This is a genomic window from Streptomyces mutabilis (assembly GCF_046628145.1).
GTDB classification, from domain to species: Bacteria; Actinomycetota; Actinomycetes; order Streptomycetales; family Streptomycetaceae; genus Streptomyces; species Streptomyces mutabilis.
This window is the reverse complement of sequence record NZ_CP176874.1, coordinates 7,916,028-7,933,593: the sequence shown is the minus strand read 5'-3', so window position 1 is coordinate 7,933,593 and position 17,566 is coordinate 7,916,028. Positions and strand designations below refer to the sequence as shown.

Sequence of the window (17,566 nt, the reverse complement as noted above, 5' to 3'; positions counted from 1 at the left end):
CACTTCGGTCTTGGGCTGGTTCCTGAAGAACTCGACCACGGCCACGCGAGGATCCTTCGCCACCTCGTCGAGATCGGCCTGCATCCGGTAACGGTCGAACAGTCCCCCCGCCGGGACGTGCACTGCGCGCTCGCCCAGAGTGACCTCAACCGTGTCCTGGGCCTTTGGGGCCTGTGTGTCGTCCATGGTTGTGCTCCAATCGTTGCCCTTGTTTCTCGGCAACTACACGACAACTCTACACCCAAATGTTTACATCGCTCACTTCTGGGTCGGTGACGTATGCCTCTTGCCGCGGTGATCCGGATGGCGGGCGCAGATCCATCATTGCCGCAGCAGGCAGCGCCCGCATCACATCTCTCGGCTCGAAGGGCACCAGGGGGGAACGACCCCGGTTTCCGTGAAGCGGCGAGCACGGGGCTGGAGGTACTTCGCGTCCGGGCAGGGAGAGTCCGACGGCTCTGGCCGAGCGAGGGCGCATCGGTACCCGGTGCGGCGGTTGGCTGCCAGGACGGCGACAGCTCAGAGGATTCCTCACCATCGGGCGGCTCGGCTGAGAGGAGAAGAGTCTGGGCCTGTCAGTGCCATATGCGGCAGTGACAGGCCCAGCCTGATCTGTGCGGTTGTGCAGCGCCCTGACGGAGCGGTCTCAGTCTTCGTGCAGAGCGGTACGCAGGGCGTCGACGGCGAGTTTGCGGGCGACGTTGGCGGCACGGGTGTCGCGCAGGCTGTCCAGGAGGAGGAAGTCGTGGACCATGCCTGCCACCCTGACGGAGGTGACGTCCACGCCGGCCTCGCGGAGCTTGTTGGCGTACTGCTCGCCCTCGTCGCGCAGCACGTCGGCCTCGTCGGTGATGACCAGGGTGGTGGGCAGTCCGCGGAGTTGGTCCACGGATGCCTGGAGCGGTGAGGCGTACACCTCGGCACGCTGGGCGGGGTCGGTGGTGTAGGCGTCCCAGAACCACTTCATGCCGTCGCGGGTGAGGTAGTAGCCCTCGGCGAACTGAAGGTAGGAGGGGGTGTCGAAGTCGGCGTTGGCCACGGGGTAGAGCAGCACCTGAGCCTTGAGGTCGATGCCGCCGCGCTCCTTGTTCATCAGCGCGAACACCGCGGACATGCAGCCGCCGACCGACTCACCTGTGACGGCGATCCGCGAGGTGTCCAGGCCGTGTTCGGCGCCGTGTTCCAAAACCCAGCGGCCCACGGCGTAGTTCTGCTCGACCTGAGTGGGGTACTTCGCCTCCGGCGCGCGGTCGTAGACGGGGAAGACGCCCGCTGCACCGGCGCCCACGGCGAGTTCGCGGAAGAGCCGGTCATGGGTCTTGTCGTCGCCGAAGACCCAGCCGGCACCGTGGATGTAGAACACCACCGGCAGCGGGCCGGTGGCGCCCTTGGGCCGGATGATGCGTGTACGGACCGTGCCCCACTCGCCCGCGGCCACGTCGACCCACTCCTCGTCGACGTCGGGACGGGGCACGCTCTGGTCGCTCTGCAGGCCGAGCAGGATGTCGCGGCCCTTCTCCGGAGGAACCTCGTAGATCCGCGGGTGGGGGTCCGTTGCCTCGCACAGTTCTTTTGCAGCAGGTTCGAGGTAGGGAGTGATTGGAGGGGGAAGATCGCTCATGTTCGGTCCATTCACGGACACAGGCGTGCCCTGTTCGCGCGGCCTCACCAGCCGCTCATGCTATGCCTGCCGATGGAGCCATGCCCTTATCTCATCGTTCACGCCCCCTTGGACCGCCGCAACCCGTCCCCCTGCCCGCAAGCGCTCACCCCGCCGCAGACGACGGGATGCGCAACTGTTCAAGGCGGCCACGGCCTCTGCGCCCGCAACCGGAGGCGGCCACGCGGTCGGCTGTACTGCTGCGCCAACTCGGTACGCGGGCGCCCGCAGGGCCCGCCGATCCGGCTGAACTTAAAGCCGGAGTGCGGTCTTCAATCGGCAGGGCGATCACCCGCTTAAGGATCTTGCCGCTCGGCCCCAACGGCAGCTTGTCCACCAACCACACCCGACGCGGGTACTTGTATGCCGCTACTTGACTCTTCACATACTCCCGCAGTTCCTCTGGCGTGGCCTGCTCGGCGGGGCGGAGCACGACCACGGCGGCGACCTCTTCGCCCAGTTCGGCGTGAGGAACACCCACAACCGCAGCCAAGGCGACAGCGGGGTGCTCGTGGAGGACCTCTTCGATTTCGCGCGGGTAGACGTTGTATCCGCCGCGAATGATCAGATCCTTCTTGCGGTCGACGATGTACAGGTAGCCATCCTCGTCTGCTCGGGCGAGGTCACCGGTGCGCAGCCAGCCGTCGGGGATGGCCGCCTGTGTCTCCAGAGGCCGATTCCAGTAGCCCGTCATCACGTTCGGCCCCCGGACGGCCAGCTCACCGATCTCACCGGGGGCCACGTCCTGCCCTCCTTCGTCCACCAGCCGTACCTCCACATCCCGGATGGGGGTACCGATGGAGCCGGCCTTGCGCGGGCGGTCGGGGTGGTTGAACGTGACCACCGGGCTGGTTTCGGACATCCCGAAGCCTTCGAGGACCGGACACCCGAACCGCCGCTCGAAACCATGCAGGATCTCTACCGGCAGCGAAGCCCCGCCGGAGATGCACATCCGCAGCGTCGAGACGTCCCCCTCGAACGGGTGCTGCAGCAGCGCTGCGTACATGGTCGGGACACCCTCGAAGACCGTGGCCCGCTCACGAGTGATCGCGTCCAGGACCGCTCCCGGTTCGAAGCGGGGAATCAGGACAAGGGAGGCACCACTGCGGACGGCTGCGCTCATGGTGCAGATCTGTCCGAAGATGTGGAAGAGCGGCAGGCAGCCCACCACTACGTCCTGCGGGGTCATACGCTGGACTTCGATGCTGTTGACCTCGGTGTTGTGCCGCAGGCCGGCGTGGGTGAGGACAGCCCCCTTGGGGCGGCCGGTGGTACCGGAGGTGTACAGCAGCACAGCCATGTCCTCACCGCACGCCTCGGCGACGTCGGCAAGTGGTTCGTGCTCAGCCAGTGCCGCGGCGAACGCGGTGGGTTCGACGGCGGTGTGTCGCACTCCTGCGGCGGCAGCCCCCTTGGCTCCTTCACCTGGTGCCTGGTGCCATTCGAAGAGCCGTACCGCGCCTGAGTCGGCGAGGTGGAACTCGGCCTCCCTTGTCTTCAAGAGCGGATTCATCGGAACGACGATCGCTCCGGCGCGCAGGGCTCCGTAGTAGAGGACGACGAACTCGGGGACATTGGGCAGCATCAGGGCGACTCGGTCTCCCACGCACACGCCTTCCGCCCTGAGCAGCGCGGCGGCGCGGGCGGTGCGGTCGTCCAGCTCCGCATAGGTGATGACCTGCTCGTCCAGGCGCAGCGCGGGGTGCCCGGGCTGCCGTTTCGCCGTCTCTACGAGGAACCCTGCCAGATTGGGCATGACCCGCCTCCGTAACACGAGATCACTGGATGTTTACATCGCAGACATCTTGTCGCTGTCCGTCGGGCATGTCCTATGGCCTGCACGACAGCGCTCACCCTCGCAGATTGTCCGTGACAACAAAATGGCAGCCGTATGCTGCGCTTATGAATATTTCGGGTGTTGCTGCGGCGCTGCATTCACGGCTTCCCGAGCTGGCCGAGAGCATGGCGCTTCGCATCCGCGCGGAGGTCGATGTCTACAAGGACGAATCGCTGATCTCCTTCGGGTCGCTGCGGCACTCTTGTTACGCCAACGCGGACTTCGTTCTGAGGCACCTCGGCCGCAAGGAGACCCCCGACGCGGCGGCCGCGCGTGAGACCGGTCGACTCAGGGCGGAGCAGGGTGTCCCGTTGGCTGACAGTCTGCGCGCATACCGCATCGGCTCGGAGCTGCTCTGGATGGAGATCGTCGCGGAGGCGCGCACGCGTCCAGAGATCTCGGACGATCTGCTGGTCTCGGAGTCCGCAAGGTTCTGGGCGTTGTTCGGCCTGTACGCGGAGGCGGTGGCGGTCGCCTACCGCGAGACGGCTGTCGAGCTGTCCTCACAGGGGCAGGCAAGGCGTGCAGCCTTGGTGGAGGCACTGTTCACCGGTGTCATCACCGACCACACCCTATGGGAGGCCGCTCGGGAGCTGGGGCTGCCCGAGCAGGGGCCCTATGCCGTCGCCGTCGCGGAGGTCAGCGCTGCGGGTGAGGTACCCCTGGCGGGTATGGGGCCGCGCTGCGGGAGGCGGAGATTCCTTTCGCCTGGAGGTCGCTGCCGGATCAGCAGCTCGCTCTGATCGCGCTTCCCACCGCCGCGGCGGAGAACATCTGCCTGCGCATCCTGCGGCGAGGGCGCGCCCGCGTGGGGTTCAGTCCGTGCTTCGCATCGCTGCGGAGCACTCCACAGAACCTGCGCTTCGCCCGGCTGGCCCTGTCCACGCTGCCCGGTGCTGGCCCCGGCGTGGCACGGTTCGACGACTATCCGCTGGCGATGGTCGTCGCAGCGGCTCCTGCTGAGGCGGCCCGCCTGGTGCAGGTGACGCTCGGTCCTGTTCTCGACCTGCCGGCTGGGGAACGTTCCCGCCTGCTGCGCACCCTGGAGCATTGGTTCGCTTCCGGCGGCTCGGCCAATGCCACGTCGCAGAGCCTTTTCGTCCATCCCAACACCGTCCGCTACCGCATCCGCCGCGTCGAGGAACTGACCGGCCGGTCCCTCTCCGACCCGCGAACGACGGCAGACGTCGGTGCGGCGCTCCTGGCGGTCCGCCATCAGGACAAGGGCCCCGCCGACTGTCCGCCAGACGTCGGTTGACGTCTGGCGGGACGCCCGGGCCCCCTCAATCAGGCGTGGTCTTCGTTGAGAAGGAGGATCTTGCCGAGGTGGCCGCCGGCCTCCATCAGGCGATGCCCCTCGGCGGCGTCCGCCATCGGCACGGTCCGGTCGATGACCAGCTGCACCGTGCCGTTCTCGATCATCGGCCACACGTTCTGCTGTACCTCGGCCACGACCTCGGCCTTGTACTCCTTCGAACGTGTGCGCAGCGTCGTGCCGTGCACCGATGCCCGCTTGAACACGATCTCGGCGAGATTGAGCCGGCCCTCCAGCCCCTTCTGCAGACCGATCACCACCAGCCGGCCGTCAGCAGCCAGCGATTCGACGTTGCGCTCCAGGTAGTCACCGCCCACGACATCGAGGATCACATCGTAGGGACCGTGCTGGGTGAAGTCCTCGGTCCGGTAGTCGATCGCCAGATCCGCACCCAGGCCCCGAGCCTGGGCGGCCTTCTCCGCGCCGCCCACCGTCGTGACCACACGGGCGCCCAGGGCCTTGGCGATTTGGATCGCCATCGTTCCCACACCGCCGGCCCCGCCGTGCACCAGCAGCGTCTCCCCCGCCTTCAGGCCCGCGGTCATGACGATGTTGGACCACACCGTGGCGGTGACCTCCGGCAGACCCGCCGCCTCCGCCAGCCCGACACCCTTCGGAATCGTGAGCAGCTGTCCCGCGGGAACGGCAACTTTCTGCGTATAGCCTCCGCCCGTCAGCAGGGCGCACACCTCATCGCCCACCTGCCAGCCAGTCACGCCCTCACCGAGCGCGCTGATACGGCCGGAGACCTCCAGCCCCGGGTACGGCGACCAGCCCGGCTGCAGCGGATACAGCCCCCACCGCTGCATCACGTCCGCCCGGTTCAGAGCACTGGCCACCACATCGACGATCACCTCACCTGCGGCGGGCGCCGGGTCCTCGGCCTCCACCCACTGCAGAACCTCGGGACCACCGTGCTCCGTGATCGACACAGCCTTCATGACATCTCCGTTCCCACAACGAGCTAAATGTTTACAGCACACACATTAGCTTGCCGAGTATGCAGCGTCAACATTCCGGGGCAATCACGCCAAAACCCCTGCACCTCCGTGTCGTCCGGGAGGTGCAGGGGGTGGTCGAGCGGTCCGATCAGACCCGGGCGGCCGTCTTGCGACGCGGGTCCGCCTTCTCGGTCTCCGGCCGCTCGGCCGGTGCCGCGGCGGGCAGACGCGCGCCTTCGATGTCGACGTCCGGGAGCAGTCGGTCGAGCCAGCGGGGCATGCTCCACGCGCGCCGTCCGAGCAGGGCCATGGCGGCGGGCACGAGCGTCATACGGACGACGAAGGCATCGATGAACACTCCGAAGGCGAGTGAGAATCCGATGGCCTTGACGATCGGGTCATCGTTGAAGATGAAGCCGCCGAAGACCGCAACCATGATCAGTGCGGCGGCAACGACGACGCGTGCACTGCTGGAGACGCCCTGGGCGATCGCGCGGGCCGCGTTCTTGTTGTGCTCGTAGTCCTCGCGCATCCGGCTGACGAGGAACACCTCGTAGTCCATGGCAAGACCGAAGAGCACACCGGTGAGCAGGATCGGCAGGAAGCTGGTGACCGGTCCGACGGCCGACACGTCGAGCAGGCCGTTCAGATGGCCCTGCTGGAAGACCCAGACTGAGGCGCCCAGGCTCGCCCCGACCGAGAGCAGGAAGCCGAGTGCCGCCTTGAGGGGAACGAGGACGGACCGGAAGGCGATTGCCAGCAGGAGCAGGGCGAGGAGGACGATGACACCCACGAACAGAGGCAGGGCGTCGCCGAGCTTGTCGGCGACGTCGATCGCCATGGCCGTCTGTCCGGTGACGTAGAGCGCTCCGCCCGCGGCGGCGACCTCGGGGGCCTGATCGCGCATGCGGTGGACCAGGTCGGTGGTGGCCTCTGCGTCAGGACTCGACTTCGGCACCACGGCCATGACCACGACGCCGCCGGACGGGCTGGGCACGGGGGGCGAGACCACGGCCACGTTCTTGTCGGCGGCGAGGGTGCCACGCAGCTGGGCCACGGCGCCCTGCCTCTGGTCCTGCGGGATGCTCTCGGCGTCGACGACGGTGATGAGGGTGGCGTTGAAGCCTGGACCGAAGCCCTCGCTGAGCAGGTCGTAGCTCTTGTGCTGGGTACTGGCCTCGGGCTGGGCGGCGTAGCTGGGCAGACCGAGGCGCAGGTCACGGGCCGGCAGGGCCAGCGTCAGCAGGCCCAGGATGCCGGCGACCAGGACGACGGCCGGTGTGCGGGTGACGCCACGGGCCCAGGCCAGGCCCCAGGAGCCGGGGGCGCGGCCCTTGCTCTTGCTCTTCCGCTTGGGCCGGCGCGGGCGCATCCGTTCGCCGAACACTCCGAGCACGGCCGGGAGCAGGCTGATGGCGACCAGGACGGCGACCAGAACCGTTCCGGCACCGGCGAGACCCATGATCGTGAGGAACGGGATGCCGGTGATGGCCAGGGCGGCGAGTGCGATGACGACCGTCGCGCCGGCAAAGACGACGGCGCTGCCGGCTGTGGCGGTGGCGCGGGCGATCGACTCCTCCCAGCCGGTTTCGGGGTCGGCGAGCTGTTCGCGGTGCCGGGAGATGACGAACAGGGCGTAGTCGATGCCGACCGCAAGGCCGATCATCAGGGCCAGCACGGTGGCGGTGCCCGTCATCTCCACGAAGCCGGAGACAAACATCGTGCCGAGCAGGCCGACGGCGACGCCGAGGAGAGCGGTCAGCAGAGGCAGTCCGGCGGCGACGATGGAGCCGAGTGCGACGGCGAGGACCACGAAGGCGACGACGACGCCGATGAGTTCGGCCGGGCCGCCCGCTTCGGTCTGCGGGAGCATGGCGGAGCCGCCCAGCTCGACCTGCATCCCCGCGTCGCGGAGAGGGTCGACCGTGGTGGCGAGCTCCTCCTTGACCTCTTCCGTCACCTCGGGGGCTTCGTCCTTGAAGCGGACGTCGGAGTAGGCGATGGTCCGGTCGGCCGACACAGCGCCCGCCTCGGTCGGCTGGGAGACGTCGACAACGCCCTCCATCTTCGCCGCCTCGCGCAGCACGCCGTCCAGCACCTTCTGCTGGGCCGGGTCCGTGAGGGTCTTCCCCTCGGGGGCGGCGACCACGATGCGTACGACACCACCGGCGGCCGGGGGGAACTTCTCCTTGAGGAGGTCCTGCGCCTCCTGCGCTTCGACGCCGGGGATGGTGAATTCCGTGGATGTCTTTCCGTGGAGTGTCGCCCCCAGGCCGCCGACGGCGGCGAGAAGGACTATCCAGGTCGCGATCACCCAGCGGCGGCGGCGAACCATCCAGCGCGCCCAGGCGTACAGGCGTGAGGCCATCGAGCATTCCTAACCGAACGAGACCCTGACCAAGAGGGCGTCAGGGGACACAGGCGTGAAGGGAGGAGCAGACATGGCGGGAGGGGGCGGAGTGGTACACCCTCACCGCTCGTTACACAGTAAGGCATTTTTACAGTCGTTGGTAATTTAGCTACCGGTGGTAATCTTGCCCCATGACGGGTGACAGCCTCAGAGAACGCAGCAAGGCGCGGCGCAGGGACGCGATTCTCACCGCCGCCTATGAGCTGTTCGCCGAACGCGGCTTCGACACCACGAGCATCGCCGACATCGCCGAGGCGGCCGAGGTTTCGCCCCGCACGGTCACGCTGTACTTCCCGACCAAACTGGAACTGGCGATGGCGCACTTCAACACGTTCGTCGACCAGTTGTCGGCAGCGTTGCGCGCCAGGCCGGCAGGTCAGGGCATCATCGACACCGTGGAGCATTGGCTGCGAGAACAGGCCGACTGCCAGGGGAAGTTGGACGAGCTCCATGACCGGATGCTCCAGGCCAACCCACAGCTCAAGGGACTCTGCCGGGGCCGGTTGGCCGATGTCGTCCAGGACGGCGCCCGGCTGCTCGCCGAGGAGCAGGGCTGGCGCGCCGACGCCTTCGCCCCGCGCATCCTGGCGGCCACCGTGGCGAGCGTGATCGGCGAGCTGACCCACCAGTCGGAGCCCGGGGACCTGGAGACCGCCATGGCGTTCATACGAGCCGCGGCCGCCACCCTGCAGCCGGGCTGAGCCGGCGCGCGTCCCCTACGGTCGCCTCTTCACCCCTGGATCGTCCGGAGAATGTCCGGCTCGCGGCCACGGACCGTCGTCGCGGCGTTCACGAACGCGGCGACGAACGGGTTCACCTGGTGGGAGCGGTGGGCCACGGCGACGACCGAGCCGGGGTAGTCGTCGATCGAGAGGAAACGGACGCCCGGGTGAGGCGAGTAGCGGCGTGCCGCCGCGGGTGTGATGTTGCAGGCCATCCCGGCGGCGACCACTTCCACTTCCTCGCTCTGGGAGTGCGTCTCGATGACGTTGCTCACGCGCTTGCCTCCACGGCGGCCGGCCAGGGTCCAGAAGTCGCGCCATACGGTGTCGTCGGTGCGGCCTATGGCGATCGGTTCGCCGAGGAGGTCCTGCACGCGGACACGGTCACGCGAGCTCAGCGGATGCGACACGCTCACCCCCACCACGCAGGGTTCGGTGAACAGGGGCGTTGTCACGAGGTCGTGCGTGGAGCTCGGAAGTCGCACGAACGCGACGTCCGTGGTGGCGGTGGCCAGGCCGGCGGATGGGTCGGCGAAGCCGAACTCGTGCAGCTCGACCCGCACTTCGGGGTGCCGTCCGGTGAACTCGCTCAGGATGAGCGTGGTCAGTTCGAGGGCAGCGCCGACGACGAATCCAACCCGTAGCGTGGCCTGCTCTGCCAGGCCCACTCGCCTGGCTTCGGCCGCGCCCCGGTCGAAGCAGGCCAGCACCTCGCGGGCGGTGTCCAGGAACACCTGTCCGGCAGGCGTGAGCTCCACGCTGCGCGAGGTGCGCTTGAGCAACCGCGTTCCGACCTGATCCTCCAGTTCGGCGATCTGTTTGCTCAGCGATTGCTGTGCGACGAAGAGCTTCGCCGCGGCGCGGGTGAAGTGCAGCTCCTCAGCCACCGTGACGTAGGCACGCAGGCGGCGCAGGTTCATATCCACAACTCCGGGATTGTAGATCCTGCCGATTTTGGTGTTTCACCTCACACCCAGCTCACCACGACCATGAGCCATCCGCGATGAGCCAAGGGGAGAGATGACTTTCACCACAGCCGTCGGCCACGCCGACGATCAGGGCGCCACCCCGGGTGACGCCGAAGCCATCGCCGAGCTGCGCGCCGTGTTCGCCGCGCAGAGGGCGGCCGTTCTCCGCGACCCCGCACCGGGCATCGAGCAGCGTCGCCGGAACCTGGGAACGCTGGTCGAAGTGATCAGTGCGTACCGGCACCGGATCCAGGAAGCGCTGGCGGCGGACTTCGCGGTGCATCCCGCCGGGTTCGCTGATCTCGTCGAGGTCCTCGGAGTGGCCGGACGGGCCGCCTTCGCCGCCCAGCACCTCGAGGAGTGGATGACGCCGGAGTCCCGTCTCTCCGACCCAGGGCTCCTGGGAACGGCACAGGTCGAAATGGCGTACCAGCCCAAGGGGGTCATCGGCCTGATCTCCCCCTGGAACTTTCCGTTCGACCTCTCCCTCGGCCCTCTCGCCGACATGCTCGCCGCCGGGAACCGGGTCGTCATCAAACCGTCGGAGCACACCCCGGCGTGTTCGGCTCTGCTGCGCCAGATGATGGCCGAGGCCTTCGATCCGGCCCAGGTCACCGTCGTCACGGGCGGTCTGGAGTTGGCACGCCAGTTCCCGACCCTGCCGTGGGACCACCTGCTGTACACGGGCAATCCCGAGGTCGGACGCCTGGTCGCGCGGGCGGCCGCCGAGAACCTGGTGCCGACCACGCTCGAACTCGGCGGCAAGTGCCCGGCGATCGTGAACGTGGACAGCGTCACCGCCGACACGGTCGCGCAGATCGTCGGGGCGAAGCTGGTCAAGAACGGGCAGATGTGTATCAGCGTCGACTACTGCCTGGTGCCTCGGGAGGGCATGGCCCGGTTCACGGAACTGGTGAGGGCGCACCTGCGCGAGCGGGTGCCGGGCTTCGCCGTCTCGCCGGACTGTACGGGCATCATCACCGAACGCCACCTGAACCGACTCGTCGGCCTGGTCGAGGAGGCGAAGGCGCGGAACGTGGAAGTCGTACAGGCCGACGACGCAAGCCCGGACGCGGCCGGCCGCCAGATGCCTCTGACTCTCGTCATCGACCCTCCCGACGACCTCGCGCTGATGCGGGAGGAGATCTTCGGTCCCATCCTGCCGATCAAGCCCTACGACCGGATCGAGGACGCGGTCTCCTACGTCAACGAGGGCGAACGGCCGCTGGGCCTGTACGTCTTCGCGCAGGACCGTGACGTCGCGGAACAGGTGCTGGCCACCACCGTTTCCGGAGGGGCCTGCGTCAACACCTGCGCGGTGCAGGGTGCCGTGCCCGACCTCGGCTTCGGCGGGATCGGGCGCAGCGGCCACGGGCGCCATCACGGCTTCGACGGCTTCCGGGAGTTCTCCAACCCGCGGGGCATCGTCAGGCGCGGCCAAGGCGACATGATCGACGTGATGTTCCCGCCCTACGGGGGCCTGCTCGACATGATCGTCGCCTCCGCGTTCGGTTCCGTGGATGGAAAGGTCACCGAATGACCCGGCCCGGTCCGGAGCAGAAGCCGTCCGAAGACGAAGCGACGGCCAGCGAGTTCGGGTATTCGCAGGAGCTGCACCGGTCACTGAGCTGGTTCTCGCTGTTCTCCGTCTCGTTCTCCATCATGTCGATCGCCACGGGTGTCTTCCTCAACTTCACCTTCGGAATAACCCAGTTGGGGCCGGTGAGCATCTGGCTCTGGCCTGCGGTGGGCGTCGGCCAGCTGCTCGTGGCCCTGGTGCTCTCCGAGCTGGGGACCAGGATCCCGCTGGCCGGTGCGGGCTACCAGTGGGGTTCCCGGCTGGTCGGGCCCGCCTACGGGTGGTTCATCGGCGCGCTGGGCATCCTGTACGCCGCCGTGGGCGTGCCAGGCATCGTCTACCTCGCCGTCGCCCCGTTGACGGAGTACGTCCTCGGGATCGACGATGCTTCACCCCGCATGACGCTGTTCATCGCGTTGCTGATGCTGACCGTCGCCTACCTCGTCAACATCATCAGCGTGCAGGTCGCCGCCCGGATCAACAACGTCGCCGTACTCGCGGAGATCCTCGGCACGGTCGTGCTGGCCCTGCTGCTGTTCTTCCTCTGGGTCACCGGGGCGAAGGACTCCGACCACGGCATCGGGTATCTCACCGAGCACCACCATCTGCCCGGGCATTCCTACGGGTACGCCGTCGCTCTGGCGTCCCTGGTCGGCGTGTACACGCTGGCCGGCTTCGAAGCGGCCGCCGACGTGGCCGAGGAGGCGGTCGACGCCAGACGTGCGCTGCCTCGCGCGATCCTCGGCAGTGTCGTGGTCTCGGTTGTCCTGGGCATGCTGGTGCTGATCGGTTTCACGGTGGCCATCCCCAGTGACGAGGTCCTCGCGGCCGGCGGTCTTCCCGCCGTGTTCCAGTACTGGCTCGGTGAAGGACTCGCGCGCACGTTCGTGGGCGTGGTCGTCTTCGCGATGTTCGCGTTGATGGTGGTCTCCGCTGCCGTCATCGCACGTCTCCTCTTCGCGATGGCCCGGGACAACATGCTGCCCGGATCGGCGCTGTTGAGGCAGGTCAACCCCGCAACAAGGACGCCAGTTCCCGCGCTCCTCGCCGGGTACGTGCTCAACATCGCGGTGGTGGTCTTCGGCTACAACAGCTCCAACGCCTTCGGCACGCTCGTCGGTGCCACGGCGGTGCTGCCGTACCTCGTCTACCTCCTGATTGTGCTCGCCTACGGCTACCGACGGCGGAGGCTGGCCGCGGTCGACGGCGCGTTCGACCTGGGCCGGTTCGCCGGCGCCGTGTTCGGAGCGTCCCTCGTCTACCTCGTCGCCGTGGTCCTGACGCTGACGCTGCCGGACGAGTTCCGCCGAGCGAACTACTACGTGCTCGGTGGGCTGGTCCTGGCAGCGCTGTGGTGGCTGGTCGGACTGCGCCCACGGCTCGCACGGGGCGAGGCCGGGGCACCGCTTCTCGATCAGCCACGCCCTGACACCGATGGCCCGAAACCCCAGGAGGTCGGAGGATGAAAAGGAAGGCTCCCACGGCCGGCACGTGGGTCAACTGGGCCGGCGACGAATCCTGTGTGCCGTACCACGCTCTGCAGCCACGCTCGGTGGACGAGGTCGCCGCGGCGACCAAACGGGCGGCCGCGGAAGGTCGGACGGTCCGCGTCGTCGGGGCCGGCCACTCCTTCAACGACCAGGTCTGTACCGACGGCCTGCTGTTGAACCTGGACCGGATGAGCGGCCTGCGGCATGTCGACGCCGAGGCGGGACTCGTCACGGTCGGCGCCGGTACCCGCCTGAGCGAGCTGAACCTCCAGCTCGCCCGCCACGGCCTCGCCCTGCCCAATCTCGGCGACATCGACCGGCAGAGCGTCGCGGGCGCGGTGTCCACCGGCACCCACGGAACGGGCCGACGGCTGGGCAACCTCGCCACCCAGATCGAAGCCCTCGATCTCGTCCTGGCCGACGGCACGACGCTGACCTGTACCGAAGCCGATTCCGAGATCCTGCGGGCGGCCCGTCTGAGTCTGGGGGCGCTCGGTGTGATCACGAGCTACACCTTGCATGTCGTACCGGCCTTCGCGCTGCGGGCGGAGACCAGGACCATGCCGCTCACCCGGACACTGGACAGCCTGGACGACCTCGTCGACGGCAACGATCACTTCGAGTTCTTCCTCTTCCCGCACAACGACGCGGCCCTGGTCAAGCTGAACAACCGCACCGACGAGCCCGTCCGGCCGCCCCGGGGCCTCGCGAAAGGCATTGCCGAGTTCGTCGAGAACGGGGTCTTCGACGCGGCATGCCGGGCAGGGCGCCGCTTCCCGTCCCAAATCCCCCGCCTGAACCGTGCCGTCACCCGGCTCATGAGTCCCTCCACTCACGTCGATCAGAGCCACCGCGTCTTCGCCAGCAAGCGGTCGGTGCGGTTCACCGAAATGGAGTGGTCTGTGCCCCGAGCGGCGTGCGCGGAGGTCCTCCAGGAGATCGTGCGGGTGATCGACCGCGAGCACCTGGACGTGAGCTTCCCGATCGAGGTGCGGTTCGTGGCCCCGGACGAGCAGTCCCACCTCAGCCCGGCCTATGGACGCGAGAGCGCCTATCTCGCCGTCCACATGTATCAGGGCATGCCCTGGGAGCGGTATTTCCGGAGTGTCCAGGACATCGCCCTGGCTTTCGACGGCCGGCCGCACTGGGGCAAGCGGCACCTGATGACCGCAGCGGGGCTGGCCGCCCGTTATCCCGCGTGGGATGCGTTCCAGGCGGTCCGGGCGCGGCTCGACCCGCAGGGCACCTTCACCAATGCCCATCTGCTCCGCGTACTCGGTCCCGTCACCGACAGCCACTCGAAGGGGCGGGCAACGACATGCTGATCAGTGAACTACAGACCCCCGTGCTGCTGGTCGAGCAGACGGCGCTGCGCCACAACCTCGATACGATGACGGCAGCACTGCCCGGCGCACGCTTGCGGCCGCACGTCAAGGCACACAAGTGCACGAGCCTGGCCCGGCTCCAGTACGTCAACGGGCATCGCGGCTTCACCTGCGCGACGATCCGCGAGGTCGAGGCGATGGCGGCCGCCGACCTGGGCGACGACCTCCTGCTGGCCAACGAGGTCCTCGACACCCGACGCCTGGGACGTCTCGTCGATGACGGACACCGGGTGACGGTCGCCGTGGACTCGGCCGAGACGGTCGAGGCCGCCGCTGCAGGCGGAGTACGCGAAGTCCTCATCGACGTCAATGTCGGACTGCCGCGGTGCGGTTGCTCCCCGGACACCGCCGGCGCGCTCGCCGACCTCGCCCGGCGGTCCGGACTGACGGTACGCGGAGTCATGGGCTACGAGGGGCACCTCATGCTCGTGGAGCAGGAAGCGGATCGCCGGGAACAGACAGAGCGGGCCATGGAGCTACTGCTCGCCGCGAGTGCCGACGTCGGCGGTGAGTTGATCAGTGCGGGAGGGACCGGCACGTACGCCGTCAATACCTGGGCCCATGAGATCCAGGCCGGCTCCTACGCGCTCATGGACACCGACTACCAGCAGCTCGGCCAGCCTTTCCGACAAGCCCTCTTCGTCCTCGGACGGGTCATCTCGGTCTCGTCCGGCTGGGCCGTCGTCGATGTCGGGCTGAAGGCGCTGAGCCTGGACCACGGGCTTCCTCGCATCGACGGCGCCGAGGTGTGGTTCTGCTCCGACGAGCACACCACGTTCCGCACCGACGGCACGCCCCCGCCCGCCGTGGGAGACCTCGTCCGGGTACAACCCGCCCATGTCGATCCCACCGTCGCGCTGCACGAGAGCATCCACCTGGTCGATGGTGTGAAGGTACTCGATCAATGGCCGGTCGACATGCGAGGCTGGCGATGACTGCCGGAACGAGTCCGTCGGCTGCCGTGACCACCGCCTGAAGAACCATGCGCCCCCCTGATCGCGAGACCCGCGGTCGTCCAAGCCAAGCCCCGAGTGATGCCCCCACCCATGTGAAGGCAGGAACCGTGGACACACCAGCACTCACGCGCAGACGAGGACTCCAGCTCATGGCCGCAGCCGCCGGCGGTCTGGCACTCGGCACCGGCAGGGCCGCGGCAGCGGACACACACGGTCCGTCGGCCTACCTAGTCGGCCGCGGGATCGCCGACATCACCGGCGCCGCCGCCGAGAGCGGCATGATGGGCTACTCCAAGTTCGACCAGCAGACCAGCGGCATCCACCAACGGCTGCGCGCACGGGCGTTCGTCATCGTCGATCTCGCGAGCGGCAACCGCATCGCCTGGTGCAACACCGACCAGGGCATCCTCCCGTTCGCCGTCTTCCGCGCGGTGCTGGCTCGACTGACCGCCGCGTTCGGCAGCGTCTACAGCGAACAGAACGTCTCGCTCAGCGCCACCCACACCCACGCAGGGCCTGGTGGCTGCAGCCACGACCTCGCCTACAACCTGGCAACCCTCGGCTTCCAACGGCAGAACTTCGACACCGTGGTCGACGGTATCGTCGAGGCGATCAGCACAGCCCACGCCGACCTCAAACCCGGCACCATCACCCTCGGCGGCGGCGAACTCACCGACGCGAGCGTCAACCGTTCCCTCCCTGCCTTCGAGCGCAATCCGCAGGCGGACAAGGACGTCTACCCCCTCGGCATCGACCCCGCGATGACCGTGCTGCGCTTCCGCCAGGGCGGTACCGACATCGGCGCGATCAGCTGGTTCCCCACCCACGGCACCTCGATGTCCAACGGCAACACACTGATCAGCGGAGACAACAAGGGGTACGCCGCCTATGCCTGGGAGCACGACACCGCCGGGGTGCGCTACCTCGACGACCGGCCCGGTTTCGTGGCCGCATTCCCCCAGACCAACGCCGGCGACATGTCGCCCAACCTCAACCTCCGTCCCGGATCCGGGCCGACCGACGACGAGTTCGAGAACACCAGGCTCATCGGCCTGCGCCAGTCCGTCACCGCGCAGCGCATCCATGCCTCCGCCACCACCCCGATCAGGGGCGGCATCGACTCCCGCCTGCGCTACGTCGACATGTCCCAGGTCCAGGTCGACGGCCGCTACACCCCCGACGGCCGGACGCACCACACCAGTTCGGGCGTCATCGGCCTGTCCACGCTGGCCGGCAGCGTCGAGGACGGGCCTGGCATCCCGGGTCTGATCGAGGGTACGCCCAGCCCTCTCGCGCCACTGATCGAGCACATCAACTCCGCGGTACCGCAGTGGCTCGCCGACGAGCAGTCACCCAAGACCTCGGTCGTACCCGGAGGGCTGCTCCGTGCGACGCCGGACGTCCTGCCCCTGCAACTGCTCAAGATAGGCCAGCTGTATCTGGTCGGCGGCCCCGCCGAGTACACCATCGTCGCCGGACTCCGCATCCGCCGTGCCGTCGCCGAGGAACTCGGCGTCCCGCTGGAGAACGTGCTGATGCAGGGCTACACCAACGGGTACAGCCAGTACGTCACCACGCCCGAGGAGTACGACAGCCAGCAGTACGAAGGCGCCTCCACGCTCTTCGGCCGGTACACCACACCCGCGTACCAACAGGAGTTCGCCAAGCTGGCCTCCGCGATGCGCGAGAACATCAGGCTCCCTCTCGGGACACCACCCACCTCACCGGCCGTCGGCACGCTGAACGTACAGCCCAGCGTCGTCCTGGACAGCCCCGGCCTGCTCCGTTCCTACGGCCAGCTACTCACCGACGCGGCACCCGGCTACCGGGCGGGGCAGCGGGCAACCGTGGTGTTCGTCACCGGCCATCCCAAGAATGACCTGCACCGTGGCGGTACGTTCCTGGAGATCCAGCGGCGCAAGGACGGCGAGTGGGCACGCTACCTCGATGACGGCGACTGGCAGACGACGTACCGCTGGCGGCGCACCAACGCCGTGACCGGCGAGTCCACCGCGACCATCACCTGGGACATCGCGCCGGACACCCCGCCGGGCACGTACCGGATCGTCCACTATGGCAACGCCAAGAATGGACTGACAGGAGTGATCGGCGCGTTCACCGGCACCTCGCGCCCCTTCATCGTCTCCTGAACGCAGTCCGTGCCTGGACGTCGGACGTCTGTCGTGCCCGTCACGGTTAAGCATCACTGCAGCATGATTGTGTGCCACTTGTGGGTTGCTCAACTTTCGTGCTCTGCGGGATCACATGCCCCAGGAGGGCACCTGTCCGCCGGACGAATCAGG

13 protein-coding genes and 1 pseudogene are annotated in these 17,566 nt (G+C 68.0%); 8 read left to right on the top strand and 6 right to left on the bottom strand.

The window, feature by feature from the left end; genetic code table 11:
- From ACLIN4_RS35725 to ACLIN4_RS35715, 3 genes and pseudogenes are all read right to left on the bottom strand, one after another.
- Nucleotides 1-186: pseudogene (locus ACLIN4_RS35725) on the bottom strand (acetoacetate decarboxylase); the annotation flags it as partial.
- A 460-nt stretch (nucleotides 187-646) separates the two neighbouring features.
- Entirely contained in the window at nucleotides 647-1,621 is a 975-nt protein-coding gene (locus ACLIN4_RS35720; protein WP_411576684.1) for an alpha/beta hydrolase, read from the bottom strand.
- A gap of 145 nt (nucleotides 1,622-1,766) precedes the next feature.
- A complete protein-coding gene (locus ACLIN4_RS35715; protein ID WP_411576683.1) occupies nucleotides 1,767-3,416 on the bottom strand; it encodes a long-chain-fatty-acid--CoA ligase in 1,650 nt (549 codons plus the stop codon).
- 146 nt (nucleotides 3,417-3,562) lie between these two features.
- Between ACLIN4_RS35715 and ACLIN4_RS35710 the strand changes: the two genes are divergently transcribed.
- Both ACLIN4_RS35710 and ACLIN4_RS35705 read left to right on the top strand, forming a co-directional pair.
- Nucleotides 3,563-4,240, top strand: a complete 678-nt coding sequence (locus tag ACLIN4_RS35710; RefSeq protein WP_411576682.1) for a hypothetical protein — start codon at nucleotides 3,563-3,565, stop codon at nucleotides 4,238-4,240.
- Between the two features lie 164 nt (nucleotides 4,241-4,404).
- A complete protein-coding gene (locus ACLIN4_RS35705; RefSeq protein ID WP_411576681.1) occupies nucleotides 4,405-4,755 on the top strand; it encodes a PucR family transcriptional regulator in 351 nt (116 codons plus the stop codon).
- Nucleotides 4,756-4,784: 29 nt separating this feature from the next.
- Here the strand turns inward: ACLIN4_RS35705 and ACLIN4_RS35700 are convergent, their stop codons facing one another.
- Both ACLIN4_RS35700 and ACLIN4_RS35695 read right to left on the bottom strand, forming a co-directional pair.
- Nucleotides 4,785-5,753, bottom strand: a complete 969-nt coding sequence (locus tag ACLIN4_RS35700; protein ID WP_411576680.1) for an NAD(P)H-quinone oxidoreductase — start codon at nucleotides 5,751-5,753, stop codon at nucleotides 4,785-4,787.
- A gap of 148 nt (nucleotides 5,754-5,901) precedes the next feature.
- Nucleotides 5,902-8,121: an MMPL family transporter gene (locus tag ACLIN4_RS35695; RefSeq protein WP_411576679.1), complete on the bottom strand. Its 2,220-nt coding sequence runs from the start codon at nucleotides 8,119-8,121 to the stop codon at nucleotides 5,902-5,904.
- Between the two features lie 173 nt (nucleotides 8,122-8,294).
- Here ACLIN4_RS35695 and ACLIN4_RS35690 point away from each other — a divergent pair, with 173 nt between their 5' ends.
- Nucleotides 8,295-8,864 carry a TetR/AcrR family transcriptional regulator gene (locus ACLIN4_RS35690; protein ID WP_411576678.1) on the top strand — a complete coding sequence of 190 codons (570 nt, stop codon included), beginning with the start codon at nucleotides 8,295-8,297 and terminating at the stop codon, nucleotides 8,862-8,864.
- Between the two features lie 29 nt (nucleotides 8,865-8,893).
- On the opposite strand, the gene ACLIN4_RS35685 is transcribed toward ACLIN4_RS35690, so the two are convergent.
- Complete coding sequence (locus ACLIN4_RS35685; RefSeq protein ID WP_411576812.1) at nucleotides 8,894-9,805, bottom strand: LysR family transcriptional regulator; 912 nt, start codon at nucleotides 9,803-9,805, stop codon at nucleotides 8,894-8,896.
- A gap of 100 nt (nucleotides 9,806-9,905) precedes the next feature.
- Here ACLIN4_RS35685 and ACLIN4_RS35680 point away from each other — a divergent pair, with 100 nt between their 5' ends.
- The 5 genes from ACLIN4_RS35680 to ACLIN4_RS35660 all read left to right on the top strand — a co-directional run bounded on the left by ACLIN4_RS35680 (nucleotide 9,906) and on the right by ACLIN4_RS35660 (nucleotide 17,413).
- Nucleotides 9,906-11,393, top strand: a complete 1,488-nt coding sequence (locus ACLIN4_RS35680; protein ID WP_411576677.1) for an aldehyde dehydrogenase family protein — start codon at nucleotides 9,906-9,908, stop codon at nucleotides 11,391-11,393.
- Nucleotides 11,390-12,898 carry an amino acid permease gene (locus ACLIN4_RS35675; RefSeq protein ID WP_411576676.1) on the top strand — a complete coding sequence of 503 codons (1,509 nt, stop codon included), beginning with the start codon at nucleotides 11,390-11,392 and terminating at the stop codon, nucleotides 12,896-12,898. Before ACLIN4_RS35680 ends, ACLIN4_RS35675 begins: the two co-directional genes overlap by 4 nt.
- Complete coding sequence (locus ACLIN4_RS35670) at nucleotides 12,895-14,247, top strand: D-arabinono-1,4-lactone oxidase (protein ID WP_411576675.1); 1,353 nt, start codon at nucleotides 12,895-12,897, stop codon at nucleotides 14,245-14,247. The genes ACLIN4_RS35675 and ACLIN4_RS35670 overlap by 4 nt, the downstream gene beginning before the upstream one ends.
- Entirely contained in the window at nucleotides 14,241-15,242 is a 1,002-nt protein-coding gene (locus ACLIN4_RS35665; protein WP_411576674.1) for an alanine racemase, read from the top strand. The genes ACLIN4_RS35670 and ACLIN4_RS35665 overlap by 7 nt, the downstream gene beginning before the upstream one ends.
- A gap of 170 nt (nucleotides 15,243-15,412) precedes the next feature.
- A complete protein-coding gene (locus tag ACLIN4_RS35660) occupies nucleotides 15,413-17,413 on the top strand; it encodes a neutral/alkaline ceramidase (RefSeq protein WP_411576673.1) in 2,001 nt (666 codons plus the stop codon).
- Nucleotides 17,414-17,566: the final 153 nt, after the last annotated feature.